The sequence below is a fragment of the Pelagihabitans pacificus genome, assembly GCF_009371985.2.
Classification (GTDB): domain Bacteria; phylum Bacteroidota; class Bacteroidia; order Flavobacteriales; family Flavobacteriaceae; genus Pelagihabitans; species Pelagihabitans pacificus.
Window position 1 is genome coordinate 626,063 of record NZ_VIKU02000002.1, and the last position, 20,163, is coordinate 646,225.

Consider the following 20,163-nt stretch of genomic DNA (forward strand, 5'->3'; position numbering starts at 1 on the left):
CTTTGTTATGCAAAAAGATTCAAAACATTAAATTGGAGTAAATCATGTTCTTTAAATCTTTGGGAAGTGAATCGCGGATGTCTTCCAATTCCCCCAGCGATACATATTTCCTCAAAAAGATAAAGGTAGAATCGACGTAGCGCTCGGCCACCTCGTCGCTGTATTCAAAATCGTTCACGGCCGAAGGTCCGTCGTGCGCTCGCACAAGATCGAGGAATTCGGCCATTTTCTTTACCCTGGGTTTTTTCTTTTTGATGTTCCATCCATTTACATATACCGCTTTCAGGAACATGGGTAATTGGGCGATGAACTGCAATGACTCCTCTGGCGGAATAATATCCCGGAGGGCATGTAAGATACTCGTCAGAATTCTTCCGGCCTTGTCACGATCGTTACCAAGGTTCATTTCCTTGGTATAGTCTTTCAGAAAGGTATTCCCTTCCGTAGCATATTGATTAAAATTTAGTGCCATAATTTCCAGGTTTTAGGGTGAGTGCTAAAGGTTACATTTTAGAATGGAAAAGGAAATGATATATGTCATTTTATCCCTACCTGTACCCCCCTACTTTTGAATAGAATCTTAAACCCATAAAAAATGACCATCAACATTCAATATGTTCAAATGCCGACCAGTGAATCGCTTAACGGAATCGTAACCCGCAATTTGAAGAAGTTGGGCCATAAATATCAGTTCGTTATCCGTGCGGATGTCTTTTTTAAATTGGAAAACGACCCCCGTGGAAAAGGCAATATTTGTGAAATACAGCTTAGTGCCCCAGGCCCACGGCTATTCGCAAAATCGGACGAAAATAACTTTGAAAAAGCGGCCGCGGCCACTATTGCGGATTTGGAACGACAATTGAAAAAGCGCAAGGGAAAATTCAATGAACACCGTAAAAGCCTCTAGGATGAAAAAGATTTTGATACCGGTAGATTTTTCGGAGTATTCGGAGTATGCCCTCGAGGTAGCGGCCACAATCGCCAAAACCACAGGCGCGGAAATAATCGTGTTACATATGATGGGCCTCTCGGAATCGATATTTACCAAAGATGAATCGCAGGAATTCATGGAAGCCCAGTATTACATGCGATTGGCAAAAAAGCGATTCGCTTCTTTTCTAAATCACGAATATCTACAGGGTATCAAGGTTTCCGAAATGGTCCAAAACTATAAAAGATTTGATGAAATCAATACCATCGCCAAGGAGCTCCATATCGACCTTGTCATCATGGGCTCCCACGGCGTTGGCGGTATGGTCGATATTTTTGTAGGTTCCAATACCGAAAAAGTAGTAAGGACCTCAGAGGTGCCCGTCTTGGTGATTAAAAAACGAATGCCCGATTTTAAAATAAAACGCATTGTTCTGGCCTGGCACTTTAAAGATGAGAATGTGTTGGTATACCGTAAATTAAGGGACTTCGCAGCAGCGTTTGATGCCATATTGCATTTGGTCTACATCAACCTACCCGCTGCCCATTTTATGAGTTCGAAACAAATCGAAGATCGGATCGCCCAATTCATGGAGAATACGGGCATTAAAAAGGAAGTAGCTATTTACAACGATTACAGTGTAGAAGAAGGCCTGCTACAATACGCCCGAAAAATAGAGGCGGACTTGGTGGCGGTACCGACCCATGGAAGAAAAGGGCTTTCGCATTTCTTGGTCGGCAGCATTGGCGAGGATGTGGCCAACCATGCCCAGTTGCCTGTTCTGACCCTAAAAATGTAATCTGCCGAGGTACTTCGATACGGACAATTGATCAAAAAATGTTCAGGGCGATCCGTACCATTTCCCCAAAAGTGCGTTCCCGTACATCGGAAGTAGACCGTTCCCCGGTCACCAGCGAATCCGAAACAGTCAAAATTGTAAGGGCTTTTATGTTATACTTGGCAGCGATGGTATAGAGCCCCGCAGCCTCCATCTCGACACAAAGCACCCCAAACCTTGCCCACAGTTTATACTCGTTGGGATCGTCTTCATAAAACTCATCGGAACTAAGCACGTTCCCCGCTTTCACGGGTATGTTATTTTCCTTGGCATATAACGCCGCTTTCATCAATAACTCAAAATTCGCGGTGGGTGAATAGTCGGCATTGATAAATCTCGAATTATTGATTCCCGAGGTGGTCGAGGCGGCCATTGCCAATACGATGTCCTTCAGTTTAACGTCTTTTTGATAGGAACCTGCCGTACCCACCCTGATAATTTGTTGTACCCCATAGTCATTGATCAGTTCATGGTAGTAGATCATGGCCGAGGGAATACCCATACCACTCCCTTGTACGGATACCCGTTTGCCTTTGTAGGTTCCTGTGTACCCTAACATACCGCGCACGTCATTATAACAGAAAGCATCTTCCAAAAAGGTTTCGGCAATCCATTTGGCACGCATGGGGTCACCCGGCATCAAAACGGTTTCGGCAATTTCTCCCTTTTTTGCCTCAATATGTGTACTCATACAAATTCGATTAAGGCGCGACCATCGCAACCCCGGAAGAGGTGCCTATTCGGGAAACACCCATTTTAATATATTCTCTGGCGGTTTTGGCATCTTTAATGCCACCGGAAGCCTTGATCTTAATTCGGTTCCCGACAATTTCGTGCATGTATGCGACATCCTCCAAAGTAGCTCCCCCTGTACCAAAACCCGTAGAGGTCTTCACAAAATCAGCCCCTGCGGCAATGGCCGCTTCACAGGCCCATTTGATTTCTTCCTTTGTTAGGTAACAGGTTTCCAGAATGACTTTCAGGATTTTCTGTCCGATGGTCTTTTTGATTTCCGCAATCTCATCTTGGACGGTGGTCATCTGTCTTGCCCTCAACCAACCGATATTGAGTACCATATCAATTTCGTCGGCGCCATTTTGTACATATTCCGAAGCCTCGAATACTTTAACAGGGGTCGAGGTGGCACCCAACGGAAAACCGATAACAGCTGCCACTTTTACCTTACTACCTTCCAAAAGTCTTTTTGCCAACGAAACATGGCAACCATTGACACAGACGGCATAAAATCGATGCTGCTTAGCTGTCAGGCATAATTCCTTTATTTCCGAGTCCGTGGCATCGGCTTTTAAAAGGGTATGATCGATGTAGTTTTCCAATCTCATTGGTCCAATAAAAGGCCGAGTTTGCCCAAAAGTACCAATTCGGACTTGTTTTTACCAGAAAAGGAGGCCGCGATCGAATGGGCCGTATCCAAAATCAATACTTTGATATACGGTGTGAATCGTCGCTGGTGATCCTTGTAAAACTCCTGAAATTCCTCGAAACACTCATACGCGTTCTTTTCATATTCCAGAAGCCAATCGAAAACAGCTTCTATCTGAAACGCGGCGTCCTCACCATATTCGTCCTCTACCTCATCAACATCCAACCAGTACTTTCGAATGAAGGTTCGTAACTTATCGATTTCCTTGGTATGGATACTCTTATCCGCCATCGCCACGGCATAAAAAAGTTTACCGAGGTTTTCGTAGAATTCTTTTCCGATGATTTCCGTATTTGCCATTATTCGGTGGTTCTGATTCGATTTCAAAGTTAGGGGCAAAATCGTATTATGGATATGACAAATGTCAGTTAGAAAGGCTAAATTTGAGACATGCAGGCCTTCCAAAAGAATAGCAACATTTTCAATCTACTTTCCGAGGGAGTATCCGAGGGTATTCTGGTGGTCAACGAAAAACAACAGATCGTCGCCACCAACTCTTCAGCAGAGCGAATGTTCGGTTATCAAAAGGAAGAGATAGAGGGCCAATTCCTGGATCTACTGATTCCCTCTAGATACCAGCCTGTCCACAAAAAGTATGTAGACGGCTTTATTGCCAAAAGCGAGAAACGCCCCATGGGCCACGACCGGCCTCTCTGGGGGGTGCGAAAAAACGGAGAGGAGTTCCCATTGGAGGCGGGTCTGAACCCGTTTAATTTGTATGGGACCACCTACGTTATGGCATTGGTCATCGACATATCGGAACGTAAATCGATCGAGAAGGAGCTTACCATCAAAAGTGAGGCCCTCAAATCCTCCATCAACGGCATTACGATTACCGATGCGTTGCAGGAAGAAAGACCCGTCATTTATGCCAATGCCGCCTTTGAGCGGCTCACGGGCTATTCCAACGAGGAGATTGTCGGGCACAATCTGCGTTTTTTACAAGGTGATGATAGAAACCAGCCGGGAGTTTTGGAAATGCAAAAAGCGATCAATGAGGGAAGAAGTTGCCAGGTAGAAATAAGGAATTATCGAAAGGATGGCACCCTGTTCTGGAACGAGATTTCCATTACTCCCATTAAAGATGAGCAAGGAACCACCACACACTTTATCGGCATTCAGGATGATATAACGAGACGAAAGAAAATTGAAGAGGAACGTATTTACTGGGCCAAAATCTTCAACGAAGCCCAGAACGAAATCTTCGTATTCGACGCGAATACCCTTCGATTCATTAACGTCAACCAAGGTGCCTTGGGAAATATGGGGTATACCTTGGAGGAATTTAAGAATCTGACCCCGGTCGATATAAAACCCGAATTTAACGAAGCGCAGTTCAGGGCGGTACTGGAACCCCTGGTACAAAAAAACGAGGAGAAAATCGAGTTTGAAACCGTGCATCTGCGGAAAGATGGCAGTACTTACCCGGTGGAAGTGCATTTGCAAATGTCGGCCCTCGAGGAAAATGAAGTGTTTCTGGCCATCATCCTTGATATTACCGAACGTAAGAACTACACCGAAAAGTTGGAAAGAACGGTCGAAGAACGCACCAAACAACTTACGGAGGCCTTGGCTGCGGAAAGAGAGCTCAACGAGTTGAAGACCCGATTTCTATCGCTGGTCTCACATGAATTCAAGACCCCCCTAAGTAGCATATTGACGTCTACTACCCTTTTGGGAAAATACACAGAGGCCGAACAACAAAACAAACGGGAAAAACATATCGATACCATTCAAAACAAAGTACGCTATTTGGATACTATCCTTAATGATTTTTTATCTTTAGAACGGCTAGAGACGGGCAAGGTCAACTATAACATAGATACATTTCCTTTGAGCAAAGTGGTCAACGAAGTGGTATACGACGCCAACATGTTGCTGAAGGCGGGACAAAAAATACAGTATCCGAAAGATATCGACGATCTCCAAATCGTGTTCGAGGAAAAAATCCTGGAGTTGGCATTATCCAATCTCGTGCATAATGCCATAAAATACTCACCAGAGCATACGACCATTGAAATAAAAGTCGTACAAATAGAAGATACCCTAGTATTAAAAATCATTGATGAAGGAGTCGGTATTCCCGAAGAAGACCAAAAATACATTTTCAATCGTTATTTCCGGGCCAAAAACGCCCTCTTAAACCAGGGAACCGGCATCGGTTTGAATATTGCCAAACAACATCTTGAAAATTTAGGGGCTTCCCTAAACTTCAAGAGCACCGAAAACAAAGGCTCTACCTTTACCATTCGGATACCGATGGAAACTGAAAAAACCATGGACAGATGAAACGCGTATTACTAATTGAGGATGACAAGGCGCTGCGGGAAAACACCCAAGAGCTACTGGAGCTTTCGGATTATTCGGTGATTACGGCACCGAATGGCAAAATAGGTATCGAACAGGCCAAAAAACACTTACCGGATGTTATCGTATGCGACATCATGATGCCCGAAATCGATGGTTACGGCGTGTTACAATCGCTCTCGTCGGACGACACTACCAAACACATTCCCTTTATCTTCCTGTCGGCCAAAACGGAACATAAGGAAGTACGTAAGGGAATGGACATGGGTGCCGACGATTATCTGACCAAACCTTTTGAAGAAGACGATTTGATCAGTGCTATCGAAAGCAGGATGGCAAAGGCCCATATTCTTTCACAAATGAATACGGCACAAGGTGCCAAGCCACTGATTTCCGATAAGGAAATGCGCTCCCTCAACGAGCTCAAAAATTTCTTTGATGACAATGGGGACGAGGAAAGCTACAAAGAAGGGGAACTGATTTTTAGGGAAGGGACGCATTCCCATAAAATTTACCTTATTTTAAAAGGACTGGTCAAATCCCATAAAATCGACGAGGATGGAAAAGAACTGATCACCGCTTTGTATCGGGCCGATGACTTTTTAGGTCTTACCTCATTTGTCAACAATGTTCCCTATTACGAATCGGCAACTGCCATGGAGCCCGTAACACTAGCAGGTATCTCCAAAGAGCAACTAAAGAATATTCTGGAAAACAACCATTCCATTTCCTTGGAACTAATGGAACTGCTTACCGAGAACATCACGGAGATGAAAGGACAATTGCTACAAATGGCCTATAGTTCGGTGCGGAAAAAAACGGCCCAAACACTGCTTCAGTTTGCCGAGGTCTTGAATCAGAGAACAGAGGACCCCATCAAAATTTCAAGAAGTGATCTTGCCAGTGTGGCGGGTATTGCAACGGAAACCCTTATCCGAACCCTTTCCGGTTTCAAGAAGGAGGGGCTCATCAGCATTGACGGAAGAAACATAAAAATCAAGGAATTAAAGGCCCTTCATTACGTAAGTTAGAATAAGATTATAGCTGCTGATAAATATCATACTTTGGCCCTCATCAACTTTTTATTTTTGCCGACACGACTAACCAAATGAAGCAAGTTTTAATCCCCACCGACTTCTCAAAAAACGCCTGGAATGCCTTAATGTACTCGGTAAGGTTGTTTGAGGATGTACCTTGTAATTTTTTTATACTACACGTAGCGCAATTGAGGGATTCCCCGGTCGAAAGTATGTCATTTTCCATTCCTATAGCCAAAGCGCGTGTCCATCCGAAGGAAAAGATGAATGAACTCATGAAGGATACTGCTCTACTGGCTACGAACGATCACCACTATTTTTCCAGTTCTTTACAATATGGGAACTTCATCGATGCCATTAGGAAAGAGGTAGTTGAAAAAAAAATAGACCTGGTCGTCATGGGCACGAAAGGGAAAAAAGCCCTTCAGCGACCCATTATAGGAAGCAATACGGCAGATGTGATAACGAAGGTACGTTGCAATGTATTGGCCGTCCCGGAGAAAGCCAGCTTTACTCCTCCCTTGGAAATGGCGTTCCCGACCGATTTCAATATTTTTTACAACTACAGGATTCTGGAAACCCTCTCGGAATGGTTGCGAACCCACAAATCCCATCTTAGGGTAATGCATGTGCTCAGGTCCAATGGCGGACTCACTTCCCTTCAAGAGGAAAACAAAGCCTATTTGAAAGACTATCTGGAAGAAACGTTTCCCGAATACTACAGCTTTCATACCACCGGAAAAAAGAAAATCACCAAGGCCATTCAACTTTTTGTAGAAGCCAAAAAAATAGACATGGTCATTATGGTGGCCAAAAACCTTAATTTCATTCAACAGTTATTATTCGATTCGACCGTGGAAAAAGTAAGTTTCTCCACTACAGTTCCCTTTTTGGTATTGCACGAATAAATCAATACGTATTCGCCTGGTGTAATGACCAATATCATAGTTTTTGATATGCCCTGCCTCTATTTTTGGATTTCCACCTAAATGTTTGGGCCCATGAAAACAGTATTGATTCCCACCGACTTTTCAGACAATGCACTACATGCCATCGAATACGCGATGAACCTTTATAAATGTCAGCGAACCCATTTTTACTTTTTACATGCCTATGCCGATGAGGTTTACGGTCCGTTCAAAAAAAACAATGGCGCTTCCTTTGAGCAACAAAAGGAAACCATCAAAAAGAACACGGACAAGGCTTTGCAAAGTCTTGTGGATCAACTTCGTGAAAAATGGCATAATCCCAAACATGACTATGACAAGGTATCGGCCTTTGAGTCTTTGGTAGATGCCGTAAACGATTTTGTGCAAGAGGTCAACGTTGATTTGGTGATCATGGGTACCAAAGGGCAGACGGCCGATAAAAAAATCACTTTTGGCAGTCATACCGTACAAGTCTTTAAATACGTGCAATGTCCGGTATTGGCGGTTCCCGAGAATTGTGAATACCAACAACCCAAGAAAATACTTTTTCCTACCGATTACATGCTCCCCTACAAAAGAAGGGAACTAAAACTCTTGAACGATCTGGCCGCTGAGTTCAAATCGGAGATTCATTGTCTTTACATTTCCGATTTCGATGTTTTGAGCGACCGACAGATCGACAATAGGCGTTTCTTACGGGAATCTTTGCCCAATTCGTTTCTCTTTCATGAAACGACCCCAGTGACCAACAAGGCGGAGGCCATTTTGGGGTACATTTCTCAGCACGACATTCATTTATTGGTGATGGTGAACTCCCGACATTCATTTTTGGAAGATATGCTTTATCGATCTACGGTTGATGAGATTGGACTACATATCACCCTTCCATTTATGGTAATGCAGAACCTGCCTAGATAACCTATAAATTTCTAGCAATGAAGAATATTTTATTGCCTACTGATTTTTCGGAGAACGCCTGGAATTCCATCTCCTACGCCTTGGAGTTGTTTAAGGCCGAAACGTGCACATTCTATTTGTTGCATACCTACACGCCATCGCTTTATCGGGTGGATTATCTGATCGGCGGACCGGAATTCAGTGTCATAAGAGATCCCAAGGTAGATGAGTCGCTCGAGGGCCTGGACTATACCCTGGTAGAAATCGAGCTCAAATACCCGAATAACAAGCATCGATTTGAGATCCTTTCGGCCTTTAATACCCTCACCGATGAAGTCGAGGAGGTCTGCACCGATAAGCAAATTAATCTCATCGTTATGGGAACCCAAGGGGCGACAGGGGCCAAGGAGATTTTTCTAGGCACCAATACGGTACATGTCATTCGCAAGGCAAAAGTACCGGTCTTAGTGGTTCCAGTAGACTATACCTATCAAGCAATAACGTCCGTTTTGTTCCCGACCGATTATCGGAGCCGTTACAAAAAGGAAGAGCTTCAACTCTTGATGGACTTGGTCAACATGCTCGAGGCCGAACTGATTGTTCTTCACGTGAAGGAGGAATATGAACTCACGGCGATACAGGAGGCGAATCGGCAATCGTTGCGTACCAATTTTGAGTCATTACATCCCTCCTTTGTGGAGCTAAAGGGGGCCTTGATGCCCGATGCCATTCATGAATATGTAAGGGAACGTGAAATAGACCTCTTGGCCATGATGAACCGTAAACACTCTTTTTTGGAACGCCTCTTACTAAAACAGAATGTCGATTCCGTGGGATATCATACCGAAACCCCCTTTCTGGTAATCCCGGAAACCGCACCCATCAACCTTAAAGAGAAGCACTGATGAAGAATATTTTGATACCTACCGATTTCTCCGACAACGCCTGGGGCGCCGTTTTCACTTCCATCAAACTATTTGAGGATATTGAATGTCGATTCTACCTGCTTCATGCCTATGAACCGGACATGTTCAGTCCTAGGGGGAATAAGAAACAACAGGAATTGGCAGAGACCTATGACTCTTTGGCCCAATACTCCGAACAGGAACTGCAAAAGGTACTGGAGTATCTTAGGAAACACCACCAAAACCCCAATCATCGATTTGAGGTTATTTCCCGATCGGATACCTTGGTCAGCTCGGTTAAGAAGGTAATATCCAAACAAGATATCGATTTAACGGTTATGGGCACCCAAGGAGCCTCAGGGGCCAAGGAAGTATTTCTAGGCAGCAATACCGTTAAGGTTATGAAAAAGATTTTGAAATGCCCCTTGTTGGTCGTGCCGGAAAGCTTTAATTTCCAACACCTGAAGACCATTGTTTTTCCAACGGATTTCTCAAAAACCTATGAAAAATTCCAGTTGCTACCACTTATTAAATTAGCCTTGCTTTGGAAAGCGAAAATCCTGGTGTTGTATGTATCCCTTGAACATTCCCTTAAGGAAAAGCAAAAAGACAATAAGAAGTTGCTAGAAGAACGTCTTTACGGCTTGGAAGTAAAGTTTCGAGATGTGGATTACGAATCCAATATAGCCAGGACCATTGAAAAATTTATCGCTGAAAATGATACGCAACTCATGGCCTTGGTGCGCTACAAACATTCTTTTTGGGAAAGAATCCTGAGAGAACCGGTCGTAAAGAAGATAACCTTCCATACTGAAGTGCCACTGCTCGTATTGCCCGAATAAAACCTGGAAAACCAACTATCATAGCCTGCCTTCGTCATGGTCGTGCGGCAAGACCGGAAACCGTATTCGGGGAAATCGACCGACTGACCAATATCATAGGTTTCAGTTTGGTTCCCGGCTACATTTATAGTATCAACATTAATGTACTGTCATGAAAAGAATCTTGTTGCCAACCGATTTTTCGGATAACTCTTTTGAAGCCATTCGGTATGCCCTTTTGGTTTTTAAGGAGGTGGAATGCACCTTTTATCTGTTGAACACCTATACGCCCCCGGTATATTCACCGGAATATGTGTTGTTCAGTCCGGGACAAATCGGATTGGGTGATATTTTCCGGGAGAATTCCATCTCCCAACTGGAAAAACTAAAAAGCCGTTTGGAAAAACAATATCCGAACCAAAAACACAAAATAGTGATTCGTTCCGCCTTGAATTCCTTGCTTAACGAAATTCTGGAAACGACCGAATCCCAAAACATCGATTTGGTGATCATGGGAACAAAGGGCGCTACTGGAGCCAAGGAAATACTATTCGGTACCAACACGGTACATGTCATTAAAAAATCAAAATGCCCGGTCGTCGCCATACCTCCCCATTTTGAATACGTGCCACCAAAGGAAATCCTATTCCCGACCGACTACGAAGTTTCCTATGAAAAGAAAAAGCTAACCCTATTGTTAGAGATTGTGGAGCATCACAAATCCACCGTTCACGCGATGCATGTATCCACGGGGTATGGGCTTTCCGACGAACAAAAAAAGAACAGGAAACAATTGGAACAACTATTGGGAGGCAAGGGGCTTTTTTATGAGGTCCCCAACAATGAGATTATCGCGGCCGTCAACGATTTTCAAGCCAAGGCCAACGTCAACCTCTTGGTAATGATCCAGAACAAGCACACTTTTTTAGAACGCCTGTTCATAGAGCCCATTATCAAGAAAATCGGTTTTCACGTCAATGTTCCTTTTATGGTGGTTCCACAAGTATAAATAAGTGCTTTCCGGGGGATTGTCCTGAAAGCATAGGGCAACCGCAACCCGGATCGGTGTGGGACCCAAAACTGATTTCATAAGTTTTCGTTCATGGATGAATTACTGGATTTCTTCAACAATCCCTTTGTACTAAGGGTGACAAAACTGCTACTTTGGATAATTGTTCTGGTTTTTGCCATTGGTTTTTTACGGAAACAAATCAAAAAGAGAATCAATGACGTTTCGATACGCTATAAGGCCCAAAAAGGGGTCGAGGTCGTGGGTTATTTTATGATAGCCTTATTGCTGTTGGTTTTCTTTACAGCCAAGAACATCTCGGATTACACCATCATCATCGGGCTGTTCACAGCGGGAATCACATTTACGCTCCAGGAACTGATACTGAGTATTGCCGGGTCTTTTTATATCTTTCTCGTACGGGTTTACAAACCTGGAGACCGAATTGAAATTAACGGAATCAAGGGAGATGTCATTGACATTGACAGTATCTACACGACGCTGATGGAAATGGGTGAGTGGGTCAGCAGCGACAACTACTCCGGGCGGGTAGTAAAGATTAGTAATGCCTTTGTGTTTAAAGGGCCTATTAAAAATTATTCCATGGACTTTCCATTTATCTGGGATGAAATAAACATTCTTATCACGTACGATTCCGACATTGCCATGGCTAAGAAAATAGTGGTTGATAGTGCAGTAGACTTATTGTCGGACTATACCGAAAACTCCAGATCTAAATGGAACGAACTTTTAGATCGCTATTACATTGAAAATGCCACTCTGGAACCAACCGTGGCAGTAAGCCTGACCGACAATTGGATTGCTTTGAACCTCCGGTATATCACCGACTATAAACTTAGGCGAAGCACCAAACACCGCTTATTTGAGTATATCGAACAATCGGTGCTGCGAACCAACGGTGCCGTATCCCTGGCCTCGACGACCCTGCAGTTGCTTAAAATACCCGAGGTGGATGTAAACATAAAAAAGGAACATGCCAAAAGAACATAATATTGAGATTATCAAATCATCCGGGGAACGCGTCAAATTTTCCATAGACAAGCTCCGAAACTCCCTTAAACACAGTGGGGCCGACCGGGATTTGATTACCCACATCCTGGAGAAGGTACAAGAAGAATTATACGAGGGCATCTCCACCACCGAAATCTATAATCGGGCCTTTGCCCTACTGAAAAGGAAAAAGTCTGTTTTCGCATCGAAATACAAGCTAAAAAAAGCTATCTACGAGTTGGGGCCAACAGGCTTCCCTTTTGAAAAATTTGTGGGGGCTATTTTAAAATATTCCGGATATAAAACCCATGTGGGACAAATTGTCCAAGGTATTTGCGTGACCCACGAAGTAGACGTAGTGGCAGAAAAAAATGGTCAGCTCACGGTCATTGAATGCAAGTTTCATAGTGAGGAAGGCCGCAACTGCAACGTAAAAGTGCCGCTTTATATCCATTCAAGATATACCGATATACAGGCCCATTGGAATACCAAAAGGAAAGAAACCAAAACGTTGGAGAAAGGGTGGGTGGTAACCAATACCCGGTTTACAAAGGATGCCCTTCAGTATGGGAAATGTGCCGAACTCTATCTGCTCAGTTGGGACCATCCGGATAATGACGGCCTAAAAGATAGGATCGACCGATTAGGGTTATACCCCATCACCGTTTCTACCCTATTGACCAACCGGGAAAAACATTTTTTGTTGAGTAGGGATGTTGTGCTTTGCCGACATTTGATAAAGGATACCTTCTTTTTGGACCATTTGGGAATTTCGCAAAACAGGAAGGAAAAAATACTTCAAGAGGTGCAAATGCTGTGTAACCAATAAGCTATGAACAAAGTTAGGATACACTTTCTAGGTGCTTCCAGAACGGTGACGGGCTCAAAATTCTATTTGGAGACCCCGGAAAGGAACATCCTGGTCGACTGTGGTATGTTCCAAGGGTTAAAAGCACTAAGGGAACGCAATTGGACACCACTGCCGATCGATGTTTCCAAAATCGACGTGGTGCTCCTAACCCATGGGCATCTAGATCATACCGGCTATCTTCCTAGACTGCTGAAAGAAGGTTTCACGGGAAAGATCATCGGTACACCCCCTACCTTGGCCATTACAAAGATAATTCTTCTCGACAGTGCCAAAATACACGAGGAAGAGGCCGAACAAGCCAACAAGGAAGGCTATAGCAAACACCGTCCCGCCCTGCCCTTTTATACCCTAAAGGAAGCTGAGAAAACATTGGCCCACTTTCAATCGGAAGAAAAGGAGAAATGGATTCCGCTATCGACGAATATACGTTTTCGGTTTCGGTATAACGGCCATATCATCGGAGCAACCTTTATCGAACTGGAAATTTTTGGTAAAGTGTGGGTTTTCTCCGGCGATGTAGGCCGATCCAATGATTTGCTCTTGACCCCTCCAAACCGGCCAAAATGGGCAGACTACCTATTTATTGAAAGCACCTATGGCAATAAACTGCATCCCGAGGAAGATGTTGATGAAATTCTTATCTCCCTGATCAACCGTACGATCAGGGAACGGGGTAATCTGATCATACCCTCTTTTGCGGTGGAGCGGTTACAATCATTGATGTACCGATTATGGCAATTGTACAAAAAGAATAAAATCCCGAACATTCCCATCTTTATCGATAGTCCCATGGGGAACAATGTGCTTTCTGTTTTTGAAAGATTTCCGAAATGGCACAAACTGCCAATCAAGGAATATCAGGCTATGTGCCGCCATTTTAACATCATAAGCTCCTACGCAGACACTTGGAAGACCATTGACGATCCCCGGCCCAAAATCGTCATCGCAGGAAGTGGTATGGTTACGGGTGGTAGGGTACTCACGTATCTCAAGCAGTTGATCGATGTTCCTTCCACGACCGTATTATTGGTAGGTTATCAATCGGAAGGTACCAGAGGAAGGCAATTATTGGAAGGTGCACATGAGTTGAAATTATTTGGTAGATACTATCCTGTTAAGGCCAAAATCGAACATTTGGAAAGCCTTTCGGCCCATGCCGACCAGAATGAATTGCTGCACTGGATGACAGCTATCAATAATATTCCCGAGACAGTTTTTTTGGTACACGGCGAACCGAATGCCCTCGATGGTTTTCGCGCCAAAATAAATGCGGTTTTTAAATGGAGGGTTCACATCCCAAAATTGAACGAAGTGGTAGAACTCATCATTTAATCTCTCCGTGCCCATACCCCTTTAGACCACCCTTCCATTGGGCAGCATGTCTATACCGATATTCAATCCTCGCAAACTGATCGTTATCATTTTAAATTTTCCATCGAAAGAGTAAATTGGAAGTTAAAACACAAACAGTGGTACCGTAAATCAAAAAAATAAATGAAAATGGAAACAAAAAAGACAAAACCGCAGTATACCGAATGGTTATACCCCGAAGAAATGCACGAAGCTTCCCTCAATTGGTTCTCGGAGTTGAACTTTATGAGAGATGAACAATTTTTCCTGAACAACCTTATCAAATCGTTTACCTTGCAGTTGGCCGATTCGGAAGTTTTCGAAAAAAGCAAAAAAGTAGTCACCGATCTTCAAAAGGTCGAACAAGAAATCGTTCCTTTGTTCAAGAAAGTGCAGACCCATGAAAACCAACTGGAAATCATGGTCGATGATGTAGATCAGCTAAAAATGGAAAAAGCATACCTAGAAACCCATAAAGAGCTGACAAATGAAATGAGGAATTATTCAACTAAATATCGAAAAATCAAAGAGCGCCTCTTCGAGGTTGTTTCGACGGTAATGAAAAAAGACAAACAAAAAAGGTTGCTCACCTAGCCCCCTAAGGGTTATCAAAACGAACTTATGAAAAAGCTTTTCCTACTATCGCTAATAGTTCTCTTCGGATGTTCTTCCGCCGAAATGGTAGACAACTGGAAAAATCCCGATATCGTTATTTTCGATGCCAGTAAAGTGCTTCTGGTAGGCATGACACAAAATGAGGATGCCCGGGTCGATTTTGAGAGTAGGTTGAAAAAAGAATTTGATGTTCGCGGAGTCGAATCCGTGCGTAGCGTCGATGTGTTCGATGTCGCTTTCACCAATTCGAAACGTACCGAAAAAGAATTGGACGCTTTTGAGCAACAACTGCTCGACAAGGATTTCGACGCTATTCTCCTGACTAAAATTGTAGGTTCGGAAACAAAGCAACCCCTTCGAAAGACGATCGCCCAGCTTTATAGGGAGGGTGATGGCTTTAAGGAAGATTACCGACGCAACCAAGATATTTATTACGACGAGGAATATTATGAGAGATACACCATCTATCATGCGGAGACCTCATTGTATTGCATCTGCGTAGACAAAGAGCGGTCGTTGATATGGAGGGGCAATATCGACCTCCTTGATCCAGAGGATATCGAAAAAACGGTCGAAGACTATGTAGACCTCATTATTACTGCCATGGAAGAACAGGACCTAATTTTTAGGGGTGAAAAAAAGGGAGGTCTGACGGGAAGTTAACCGGGAGCGGCAAGTTTAAGTTGGTTTTTCAACAAAGAGGGCATTTGAAGTATTAAAATTACCCCTTTTTCAACATCCAGAACCTTGGAAAGACCCATATCATCTATTCGGCCTTTTTGCTTATCGGCAAAAACCATGGTTGCCATATATTTTATTTAACAAATAGCACTCACGCAACTCTAACGCCCTCGACAAGTTCGGGTTTCGTGTGCGAAAATAGCCTTCCCAGAGCCATTGCCAAAAAATTGCCAAAATGATCGACATCATTTTGGCATCCGTCATAGTACGCTACTTTTAATTGGATTTAAAGTAATACTAAAATGATGTCGAAACTAACTGATCGACAGGTAACCATCAAGTTGGATGGGCTTACCCTAAACGGGAATCTATCGGTTCCCGCCAATGCCCTTGGAATCGTAATTTTTTCACATGGGAGCGGAAGCAGTCGCCTTAGTCCAAGGAATAACTATGTTGCGCAGATGCTACAGGAAAAAGGCCTGGCCACTTTGTTGTTTGACCTTTTGACCGAAGTTGAGGACCGTCTTTTTCAAAATCGATTCAACATTGATCTGCTGACCATGCGCCTTATTGATGTAACCCAATGGGTGCAGCACCAAAAAGAGACCAAAGATTTGCCCATTGGCTATTTTGGAGCGAGTACGGGAGCAGCTTCCGCACTCCGTGCGGCCGCTTTTTACGGGGAGGATATCAAGGCGGTGGTTTCGAGGGGAGGAAGGCCCGATCTGGCCCTTGATGACCTGTCCAGGGTGACCGCCCCTACCCTTTTCGTCGTAGGTGGTTGGGACAAGGTAGTGATCGAGCTGAACGAGAAGGCCTTTGAAAAACTGCAGTGTGAACGAAAACTGGAAATCATACCCCATGCGACGCACTTGTTCGAAGAGGCCGGCAAATTAGCAAAGGTGGCCAATTTATCGGCTGAATGGTTCGCCGACCATATGCAAATACAAAAAGAGGAGCAAAATGTTCAAAGATCGAATTGATGCTGGCCTACAACTCGCTGAAAAATTGGTGAAGTACAAGGACGAAAACCTAGTAGTCTTGGCCATCCCGCGAGGGGGGTTGCCCTTGGGGGCAATCGTGGCCAAATCGTTGCATTCGCCTTTAGATGTGGCCTTGACCAAAAAAATTGGGCATCCTTACCACAAAGAATATGCGATCGGTGCGGTAAGTTTGGAAAACAGAATACTTACCAACGCCATGGGGGTCACCCAAGGATATATAGAGGAAGAGACTGCCCGAATACGAAAAAAACTGGAGAAACGACATCGTCAATATTATCAAAACCGTTCTCCCGTACCTCTCGAGGATAAAATAGTGATTATCGTCGACGATGGTATCGCCACCGGCAATACCATCTTGGCCACTGTGGAACTGGTATACAAACAACAACCGCGGAAAATAGTCGTGGCCATACCCGTGGCCCCACCCTCAGCAATACGAAAATTGAAAGATACTCCCAATGTAGATGAGGTCATCTGTATCGAGACACCCCGTCATTTTCAGGCGGTAGGCCAATTTTATGAGGAATTCTACCAAGTTTCCGACGAAGAAGCCATATCCTTGTTGGAGGAAACACATACCTCGAAGAAAGCCTAGCCCTTGATGACCGCTACCGGTCTTAGCTTAGCTACTTTCTTTGCGATTCCTGAAATAGCCACGGTTTCAACTACCATATTCACATCTTTATAGGCAATTGGGGCTTCTTCGGCAATCCCTTTGAAGGAACCTGCTTCCACAAAGATTCCCTCTTCCTTGAGCTGCTCCTTTAATACTGGTGCATTTACTTGTTTTTTGGCAGCCGTTCGCGACAAACGCCGCCCTGCGCCGTGGCAACAAGACCCAAAAGTAAGTTCTTGGCTTTTGGTGGTACCCACTAGCACATAGGAACAAGTTCCCATACTCCCGGGAATGATAACAGGTTGTCCTACGGATCGATAAACCTCCGGAAGCTCTTCAAAACCGGGACCAAAGGCCCTTGTAGCTCCTTTACGGTGAACGATCGTCCCAACTTCCTCACCATGTACCCGATGCGTCTCTACTTTGGCAATATTATGGGCGATATCGTACATTAATTTTAAAGATTGATCGGACCCAAAAATGTTTTTCCATGCGGTTCTGGCCTCCCATGAAATTACTTCCCTATTGCACCAGGCGTAGTTGGCTGCAGCGCACATTGCCTTGAAATAGTTTTGGCCTTCTTCGGAGTTGAAGGGTACACAGGCAAGTTCCCTATCGGGCACTTCTATACCATAGTGGGGCATGGCAGCCATAATTCGACGAATATAGTCGGTTGCCACTTGGTGTCCCAACCCCCGTGAACCGGTGTGTATCAAAACCACCACCTGTCCTTTGGAGAGACCAAAGGCCTTTGCAGCGGTAGTATCATAGATCTCCTCGACGTAATCTACCTCCACAAAATGATTTCCCGAACCTATCGTACCCAATTGATCGGTTCCCCTCTTTTTTGCCATCTCGGAAATTAAGGACGGATCGGCATTTCCCAATCTCCCCCTACTTTCCATAAAGGCCAAGTCATCCTTTTTCCCGTACCCTTTTTCAACGGCCCATTCCGCACCGGTTCTCAGTACGTCTTCCATTTCTTGGGGCGATAGTCTAATTTGCCCTCCCTTACCCATTCCAGAGGGAATTTGGGCATACATCTCTTTGGACAGTTCTTCTAATCGGTGTCTTATATCCGTTATCTTCTGATTTGAAGTGAGCAGGCGAACGCCGCAGTTGATATCATATCCGATACCTCCTGGGGAAATGGCGCCATCGGGGTACAAAGTGGCAGCTACACCTCCAATTGGAAAGCCGTACCCCTCATGCACATCGGGCATGACAAGCGAAGCCCCCTGAATACCCGGTAAGGAAGCGACATTCACTAGTTGCACCAGGGAACGATCTTCCATAATGTCGTCAAGTAGTGGTTCAGAAGCCAATACCCTTGCGGGTACACGCATTTTTGGTCGGAACGATTTCGGTATTTCCCACAAATAATCCTCTATTTTATGAATGTCTCCTTTTCTAATTTTCATTTTTTATGTCTCAAATATCAAAAACGACCATCGTTTGCAGACCTCCGATGCCACTGTTATGTACTTCGGCCTCATGGTAGGTAACCGCCTTGATTTCCTCATCAAAACCATCGACCTTCTTCCCATAGATCTCCGCAACACCTTTGACCGATGACAACCCCAAAAATTTTACCTTGCAGAAAACAGATTTTTCCGTATACGAATGGGACAACACTTCGGACAGAAAATCGATAAGCAGGCAGGTGGGGTCGGCAGCAACGATCTCAATTTCGGCCTTCCGATCAAAAATGTGTTCTTGATCACAAATACCCTCTTTTAGAATATTACCCATTCCCAGGACCCCGGCCCGAAACAAGTCCTCCAAGCCATTACCTTGTATTCTCATACGGATATCGGCCGTATGTGGGAGGTACTCTATTTTCATTTTTTGGTTGCTTTCACCACTACGAAAGAACCTTCCCCAAAACCAGTTTTTGGCAGCTGTACTTCGTTGATTTCATTCATATCGCCGAATAGCGTCTGGTTGAATTCCAAATCTTTGAATCCCGCCTCTTTGAGTAATGATCGTATTCGCTCAACAGTATAGAAATTCGCCTTGGCAAAGAAGTTGCTACGATGGCGTTTTTCGATATATTGTTTGGCGATGGGTCGGTCTTTATCCAAAAAACCGATCAAAATAGTGCCTTTAGGCTTTAATACCCTGTGTGCCTGTTTCAAAGCGTGTCTCACGTTGTCCAAGTGACAAATCGTTACGAATAGTACAAAATCGAACTGTAGGTCGCCGTAAGGCAACTGTTCGGCATAGCCTTCTATGACCTCGATTCCGCGATTTATGGCTTTTTCTGCCATGGCTTGTGAGGGTTCAACCCCCTCCTTGATTCCAAGCGGCAGTGCAAACCGCCCGGTACCCAAGCCAACTTCAATACCCCGGATGTTTTCGGGTAGCTTGGCCAACTGTTCCCTGATAGCGGAAATCTCCGATTGGTAAACATCTTGATAATCCTCGTACCACTGCTCATATGCTTCCACATGTTTGTCGAATACTTCTGTCTGTGCCATAACGCTGTAAATTTTAATTTTCCGGAAGGTCTCAATTAATACACGCACTGACAATGATGTATATCAATCAAGCTAATTTTAACAATCACAAAGACGCGCTATCTATGCGGCGAAGACCATACTACAAATAGAAAAGGTATCATACAAAATTCAAATTGAGTATGATACCTTCTCCATGGTTAATCAAGGAATACCCGCTACATCTCTAAAATTCCAAAAGTTACTTTAGTATTTACCCTGTATTCCGAGACCTTGTTATCCTTTACGGTAACCTGCATATCTTGCACATAGACCGATTTGATATCCTTTACGGTTTTTGAAGCTTCGGTGATGACGTTTTGCACCGCATCTTCAAAACTTACCGTAGAATTTCCTAATATTTCAACAACTTTTAAAACTGACATAACGCTATTTTTT

The 20,163-nt window shown here is 44.1% G+C and carries 25 protein-coding genes; 16 read left to right on the forward strand and 9 right to left on the reverse strand.

Features of this window, described 5'->3' with window-relative positions; genetic code table 11:
- Nucleotides 1–19 precede the first annotated feature (19 nt).
- Nucleotides 20–472 (reverse strand): DUF2267 domain-containing protein, encoded by a 453-nt coding sequence (locus FK220_RS10170; RefSeq protein WP_152574198.1) that lies wholly within the window; start codon nucleotides 470–472, stop codon nucleotides 20–22.
- Nucleotides 473–595: 123 nt separating this feature from the next.
- Here FK220_RS10170 and FK220_RS10175 point away from each other — a divergent pair, with 123 nt between their 5' ends.
- A complete protein-coding gene (locus FK220_RS10175) occupies nucleotides 596–907 on the forward strand; it encodes an HPF/RaiA family ribosome-associated protein (protein ID WP_152574199.1) in 312 nt (103 codons plus the stop codon).
- A gap of 1 nt (nucleotide 908) precedes the next feature.
- Complete coding sequence (locus tag FK220_RS10180; RefSeq protein ID WP_152574200.1) at nucleotides 909–1,730, forward strand: universal stress protein; 822 nt, start codon at nucleotides 909–911, stop codon at nucleotides 1,728–1,730.
- Between the two features lie 31 nt (nucleotides 1,731–1,761).
- Here the strand turns inward: FK220_RS10180 and deoD are convergent, their stop codons facing one another.
- The 3 genes from deoD to FK220_RS10195 are packed head-to-tail and all read right to left on the reverse strand — an operon-like array spanning nucleotide 1,762 to nucleotide 3,513.
- Nucleotides 1,762–2,460, reverse strand: a complete 699-nt coding sequence (gene deoD, locus FK220_RS10185; protein WP_152574201.1) for a purine-nucleoside phosphorylase — start codon at nucleotides 2,458–2,460, stop codon at nucleotides 1,762–1,764.
- A 10-nt stretch (nucleotides 2,461–2,470) separates the two neighbouring features.
- Nucleotides 2,471–3,112, reverse strand: coding sequence for a deoxyribose-phosphate aldolase (gene deoC / locus FK220_RS10190; protein WP_152574202.1), 642 nt, complete (start codon nucleotides 3,110–3,112; stop codon nucleotides 2,471–2,473).
- Nucleotides 3,109–3,513: a hypothetical protein gene (locus FK220_RS10195; RefSeq protein WP_152574203.1), complete on the reverse strand. Its 405-nt coding sequence runs from the start codon at nucleotides 3,511–3,513 to the stop codon at nucleotides 3,109–3,111. The genes deoC and FK220_RS10195 overlap by 4 nt, the downstream gene beginning before the upstream one ends.
- Before the next feature lie 90 nt (nucleotides 3,514–3,603).
- On the opposite strand from FK220_RS10195, the gene FK220_RS10200 reads away from it, so the two are divergent.
- From FK220_RS10200 to FK220_RS10255, 12 genes are all read left to right on the forward strand, one after another.
- On the forward strand, nucleotides 3,604–5,502 hold the full coding sequence (locus tag FK220_RS10200) for a sensor histidine kinase (RefSeq protein ID WP_152574204.1): 1,899 nt from the start codon (nucleotides 3,604–3,606) through the stop codon (nucleotides 5,500–5,502).
- The gene (locus FK220_RS10205; RefSeq protein WP_152574205.1) at nucleotides 5,499–6,551 is read left to right on the forward strand and encodes a response regulator; all 1,053 of its coding nucleotides are present in this window, start codon (nucleotides 5,499–5,501) and stop codon (nucleotides 6,549–6,551) included. Before FK220_RS10200 ends, FK220_RS10205 begins: the two co-directional genes overlap by 4 nt.
- A 77-nt stretch (nucleotides 6,552–6,628) precedes the next feature.
- Nucleotides 6,629–7,465 (forward strand): universal stress protein, encoded by an 837-nt coding sequence (locus FK220_RS10210; RefSeq protein ID WP_152574206.1) that lies wholly within the window; start codon nucleotides 6,629–6,631, stop codon nucleotides 7,463–7,465.
- Nucleotides 7,466–7,558: 93 nt separating this feature from the next.
- Nucleotides 7,559–8,404 (forward strand): universal stress protein, encoded by an 846-nt coding sequence (locus tag FK220_RS10215; protein WP_152574207.1) that lies wholly within the window; start codon nucleotides 7,559–7,561, stop codon nucleotides 8,402–8,404.
- Between the two features lie 17 nt (nucleotides 8,405–8,421).
- Nucleotides 8,422–9,288 (forward strand): universal stress protein, encoded by an 867-nt coding sequence (locus FK220_RS10220; protein WP_152574208.1) that lies wholly within the window; start codon nucleotides 8,422–8,424, stop codon nucleotides 9,286–9,288.
- The gene (locus FK220_RS10225) at nucleotides 9,288–10,130 is read left to right on the forward strand and encodes a universal stress protein (RefSeq protein WP_152574209.1); all 843 of its coding nucleotides are present in this window, start codon (nucleotides 9,288–9,290) and stop codon (nucleotides 10,128–10,130) included. Before FK220_RS10220 ends, FK220_RS10225 begins: the two co-directional genes overlap by 1 nt.
- 151 nt (nucleotides 10,131–10,281) lie before the next feature.
- On the forward strand, nucleotides 10,282–11,118 hold the full coding sequence (locus FK220_RS10230) for a universal stress protein (protein ID WP_152574210.1): 837 nt from the start codon (nucleotides 10,282–10,284) through the stop codon (nucleotides 11,116–11,118).
- Between the two features lie 93 nt (nucleotides 11,119–11,211).
- Complete coding sequence (locus FK220_RS10235) at nucleotides 11,212–12,129, forward strand: mechanosensitive ion channel family protein (RefSeq protein WP_152574211.1); 918 nt, start codon at nucleotides 11,212–11,214, stop codon at nucleotides 12,127–12,129.
- Nucleotides 12,113–12,958, forward strand: coding sequence for a restriction endonuclease (locus tag FK220_RS10240; RefSeq protein WP_152574212.1), 846 nt, complete (start codon nucleotides 12,113–12,115; stop codon nucleotides 12,956–12,958). The genes FK220_RS10235 and FK220_RS10240 overlap by 17 nt, the downstream gene beginning before the upstream one ends.
- 3 nt (nucleotides 12,959–12,961) lie before the next feature.
- Nucleotides 12,962–14,332, forward strand: a complete 1,371-nt coding sequence (locus FK220_RS10245; protein ID WP_152574213.1) for an MBL fold metallo-hydrolase RNA specificity domain-containing protein — start codon at nucleotides 12,962–12,964, stop codon at nucleotides 14,330–14,332.
- A gap of 168 nt (nucleotides 14,333–14,500) precedes the next feature.
- Nucleotides 14,501–14,944, forward strand: a complete 444-nt coding sequence (locus FK220_RS10250) for a hypothetical protein (protein WP_152574214.1) — start codon at nucleotides 14,501–14,503, stop codon at nucleotides 14,942–14,944.
- A 27-nt stretch (nucleotides 14,945–14,971) separates the two neighbouring features.
- Nucleotides 14,972–15,628: a hypothetical protein gene (locus tag FK220_RS10255; protein WP_152574215.1), complete on the forward strand. Its 657-nt coding sequence runs from the start codon at nucleotides 14,972–14,974 to the stop codon at nucleotides 15,626–15,628.
- On the opposite strand, the gene FK220_RS10260 is transcribed toward FK220_RS10255, so the two are convergent.
- Entirely contained in the window at nucleotides 15,625–15,774 is a 150-nt protein-coding gene (locus FK220_RS10260) for a hypothetical protein (RefSeq protein WP_166204859.1), read from the reverse strand. The genes FK220_RS10255 and FK220_RS10260 overlap by 4 nt on opposite strands.
- A gap of 174 nt (nucleotides 15,775–15,948) precedes the next feature.
- Between FK220_RS10260 and FK220_RS10265 the strand changes: the two genes are divergently transcribed.
- Both FK220_RS10265 and FK220_RS10270 read left to right on the forward strand, forming a co-directional pair.
- Nucleotides 15,949–16,629, forward strand: a complete 681-nt coding sequence (locus tag FK220_RS10265; protein WP_152574216.1) for a dienelactone hydrolase family protein — start codon at nucleotides 15,949–15,951, stop codon at nucleotides 16,627–16,629.
- Nucleotides 16,610–17,245, forward strand: a complete 636-nt coding sequence (locus tag FK220_RS10270) for a phosphoribosyltransferase (protein ID WP_152574217.1) — start codon at nucleotides 16,610–16,612, stop codon at nucleotides 17,243–17,245. The genes FK220_RS10265 and FK220_RS10270 overlap by 20 nt, the downstream gene beginning before the upstream one ends.
- Here FK220_RS10270 and FK220_RS10275 read toward each other — a convergent pair.
- From FK220_RS10275 to FK220_RS10290, 4 genes are all read right to left on the reverse strand, one after another.
- Nucleotides 17,242–18,687 (reverse strand): RtcB family protein, encoded by a 1,446-nt coding sequence (locus tag FK220_RS10275; RefSeq protein WP_152574218.1) that lies wholly within the window; start codon nucleotides 18,685–18,687, stop codon nucleotides 17,242–17,244. The two genes, FK220_RS10270 and FK220_RS10275, sit on opposite strands and share 4 nt — an antisense overlap.
- Before the next feature lie 10 nt (nucleotides 18,688–18,697).
- A complete protein-coding gene (locus tag FK220_RS10280; RefSeq protein ID WP_152574219.1) occupies nucleotides 18,698–19,111 on the reverse strand; it encodes an archease in 414 nt (137 codons plus the stop codon).
- A complete protein-coding gene (locus FK220_RS10285) occupies nucleotides 19,108–19,746 on the reverse strand; it encodes a class I SAM-dependent methyltransferase (RefSeq protein WP_152574220.1) in 639 nt (212 codons plus the stop codon). Before FK220_RS10285 ends, FK220_RS10280 begins: the two co-directional genes overlap by 4 nt.
- A 197-nt stretch (nucleotides 19,747–19,943) precedes the next feature.
- Nucleotides 19,944–20,150: a dodecin family protein gene (locus FK220_RS10290; protein ID WP_152574221.1), complete on the reverse strand. Its 207-nt coding sequence runs from the start codon at nucleotides 20,148–20,150 to the stop codon at nucleotides 19,944–19,946.
- Between the last annotated feature and the right edge of the window lie 13 nt (nucleotides 20,151–20,163).

Coding starts and splice junctions, on each gene's coding strand:
- FK220_RS10170 (WP_152574198.1), bottom strand. CDS start 472: ATGGCACTAAATTTTAATCAATATGCTACGGAAGGGAATACCTTTCTG.
- FK220_RS10175 (WP_152574199.1), top strand. CDS start 596: ATGACCATCAACATTCAATATGTTCAAATGCCGACCAGTGAATCGCTT.
- FK220_RS10180 (WP_152574200.1), top strand. CDS start 909: ATGAAAAAGATTTTGATACCGGTAGATTTTTCGGAGTATTCGGAGTAT.
- deoD (WP_152574201.1), bottom strand. CDS start 2,460: ATGAGTACACATATTGAGGCAAAAAAGGGAGAAATTGCCGAAACCGTT.
- deoC (WP_152574202.1), bottom strand. CDS start 3,112: ATGAGATTGGAAAACTACATCGATCATACCCTTTTAAAAGCCGATGCC.
- FK220_RS10195 (WP_152574203.1), bottom strand. CDS start 3,513: ATGGCAAATACGGAAATCATCGGAAAAGAATTCTACGAAAACCTCGGT.
- FK220_RS10200 (WP_152574204.1), top strand. CDS start 3,604: ATGCAGGCCTTCCAAAAGAATAGCAACATTTTCAATCTACTTTCCGAG.
- FK220_RS10205 (WP_152574205.1), top strand. CDS start 5,499: ATGAAACGCGTATTACTAATTGAGGATGACAAGGCGCTGCGGGAAAAC.
- FK220_RS10210 (WP_152574206.1), top strand. CDS start 6,629: ATGAAGCAAGTTTTAATCCCCACCGACTTCTCAAAAAACGCCTGGAAT.
- FK220_RS10215 (WP_152574207.1), top strand. CDS start 7,559: ATGAAAACAGTATTGATTCCCACCGACTTTTCAGACAATGCACTACAT.
- FK220_RS10220 (WP_152574208.1), top strand. CDS start 8,422: ATGAAGAATATTTTATTGCCTACTGATTTTTCGGAGAACGCCTGGAAT.
- FK220_RS10225 (WP_152574209.1), top strand. CDS start 9,288: ATGAAGAATATTTTGATACCTACCGATTTCTCCGACAACGCCTGGGGC.
- FK220_RS10230 (WP_152574210.1), top strand. CDS start 10,282: ATGAAAAGAATCTTGTTGCCAACCGATTTTTCGGATAACTCTTTTGAA.
- FK220_RS10235 (WP_152574211.1), top strand. CDS start 11,212: ATGGATGAATTACTGGATTTCTTCAACAATCCCTTTGTACTAAGGGTG.
- FK220_RS10240 (WP_152574212.1), top strand. CDS start 12,113: ATGCCAAAAGAACATAATATTGAGATTATCAAATCATCCGGGGAACGC.
- FK220_RS10245 (WP_152574213.1), top strand. CDS start 12,962: ATGAACAAAGTTAGGATACACTTTCTAGGTGCTTCCAGAACGGTGACG.
- FK220_RS10250 (WP_152574214.1), top strand. CDS start 14,501: ATGGAAACAAAAAAGACAAAACCGCAGTATACCGAATGGTTATACCCC.
- FK220_RS10255 (WP_152574215.1), top strand. CDS start 14,972: ATGAAAAAGCTTTTCCTACTATCGCTAATAGTTCTCTTCGGATGTTCT.
- FK220_RS10260 (WP_166204859.1), bottom strand. CDS start 15,774: ATGGCAACCATGGTTTTTGCCGATAAGCAAAAAGGCCGAATAGATGAT.
- FK220_RS10265 (WP_152574216.1), top strand. CDS start 15,949: ATGATGTCGAAACTAACTGATCGACAGGTAACCATCAAGTTGGATGGG.
- FK220_RS10270 (WP_152574217.1), top strand. CDS start 16,610: ATGTTCAAAGATCGAATTGATGCTGGCCTACAACTCGCTGAAAAATTG.
- FK220_RS10275 (WP_152574218.1), bottom strand. CDS start 18,687: ATGAAAATTAGAAAAGGAGACATTCATAAAATAGAGGATTATTTGTGG.
- FK220_RS10280 (WP_152574219.1), bottom strand. CDS start 19,111: ATGAAAATAGAGTACCTCCCACATACGGCCGATATCCGTATGAGAATA.
- FK220_RS10285 (WP_152574220.1), bottom strand. CDS start 19,746: ATGGCACAGACAGAAGTATTCGACAAACATGTGGAAGCATATGAGCAG.
- FK220_RS10290 (WP_152574221.1), bottom strand. CDS start 20,150: ATGTCAGTTTTAAAAGTTGTTGAAATATTAGGAAATTCTACGGTAAGT.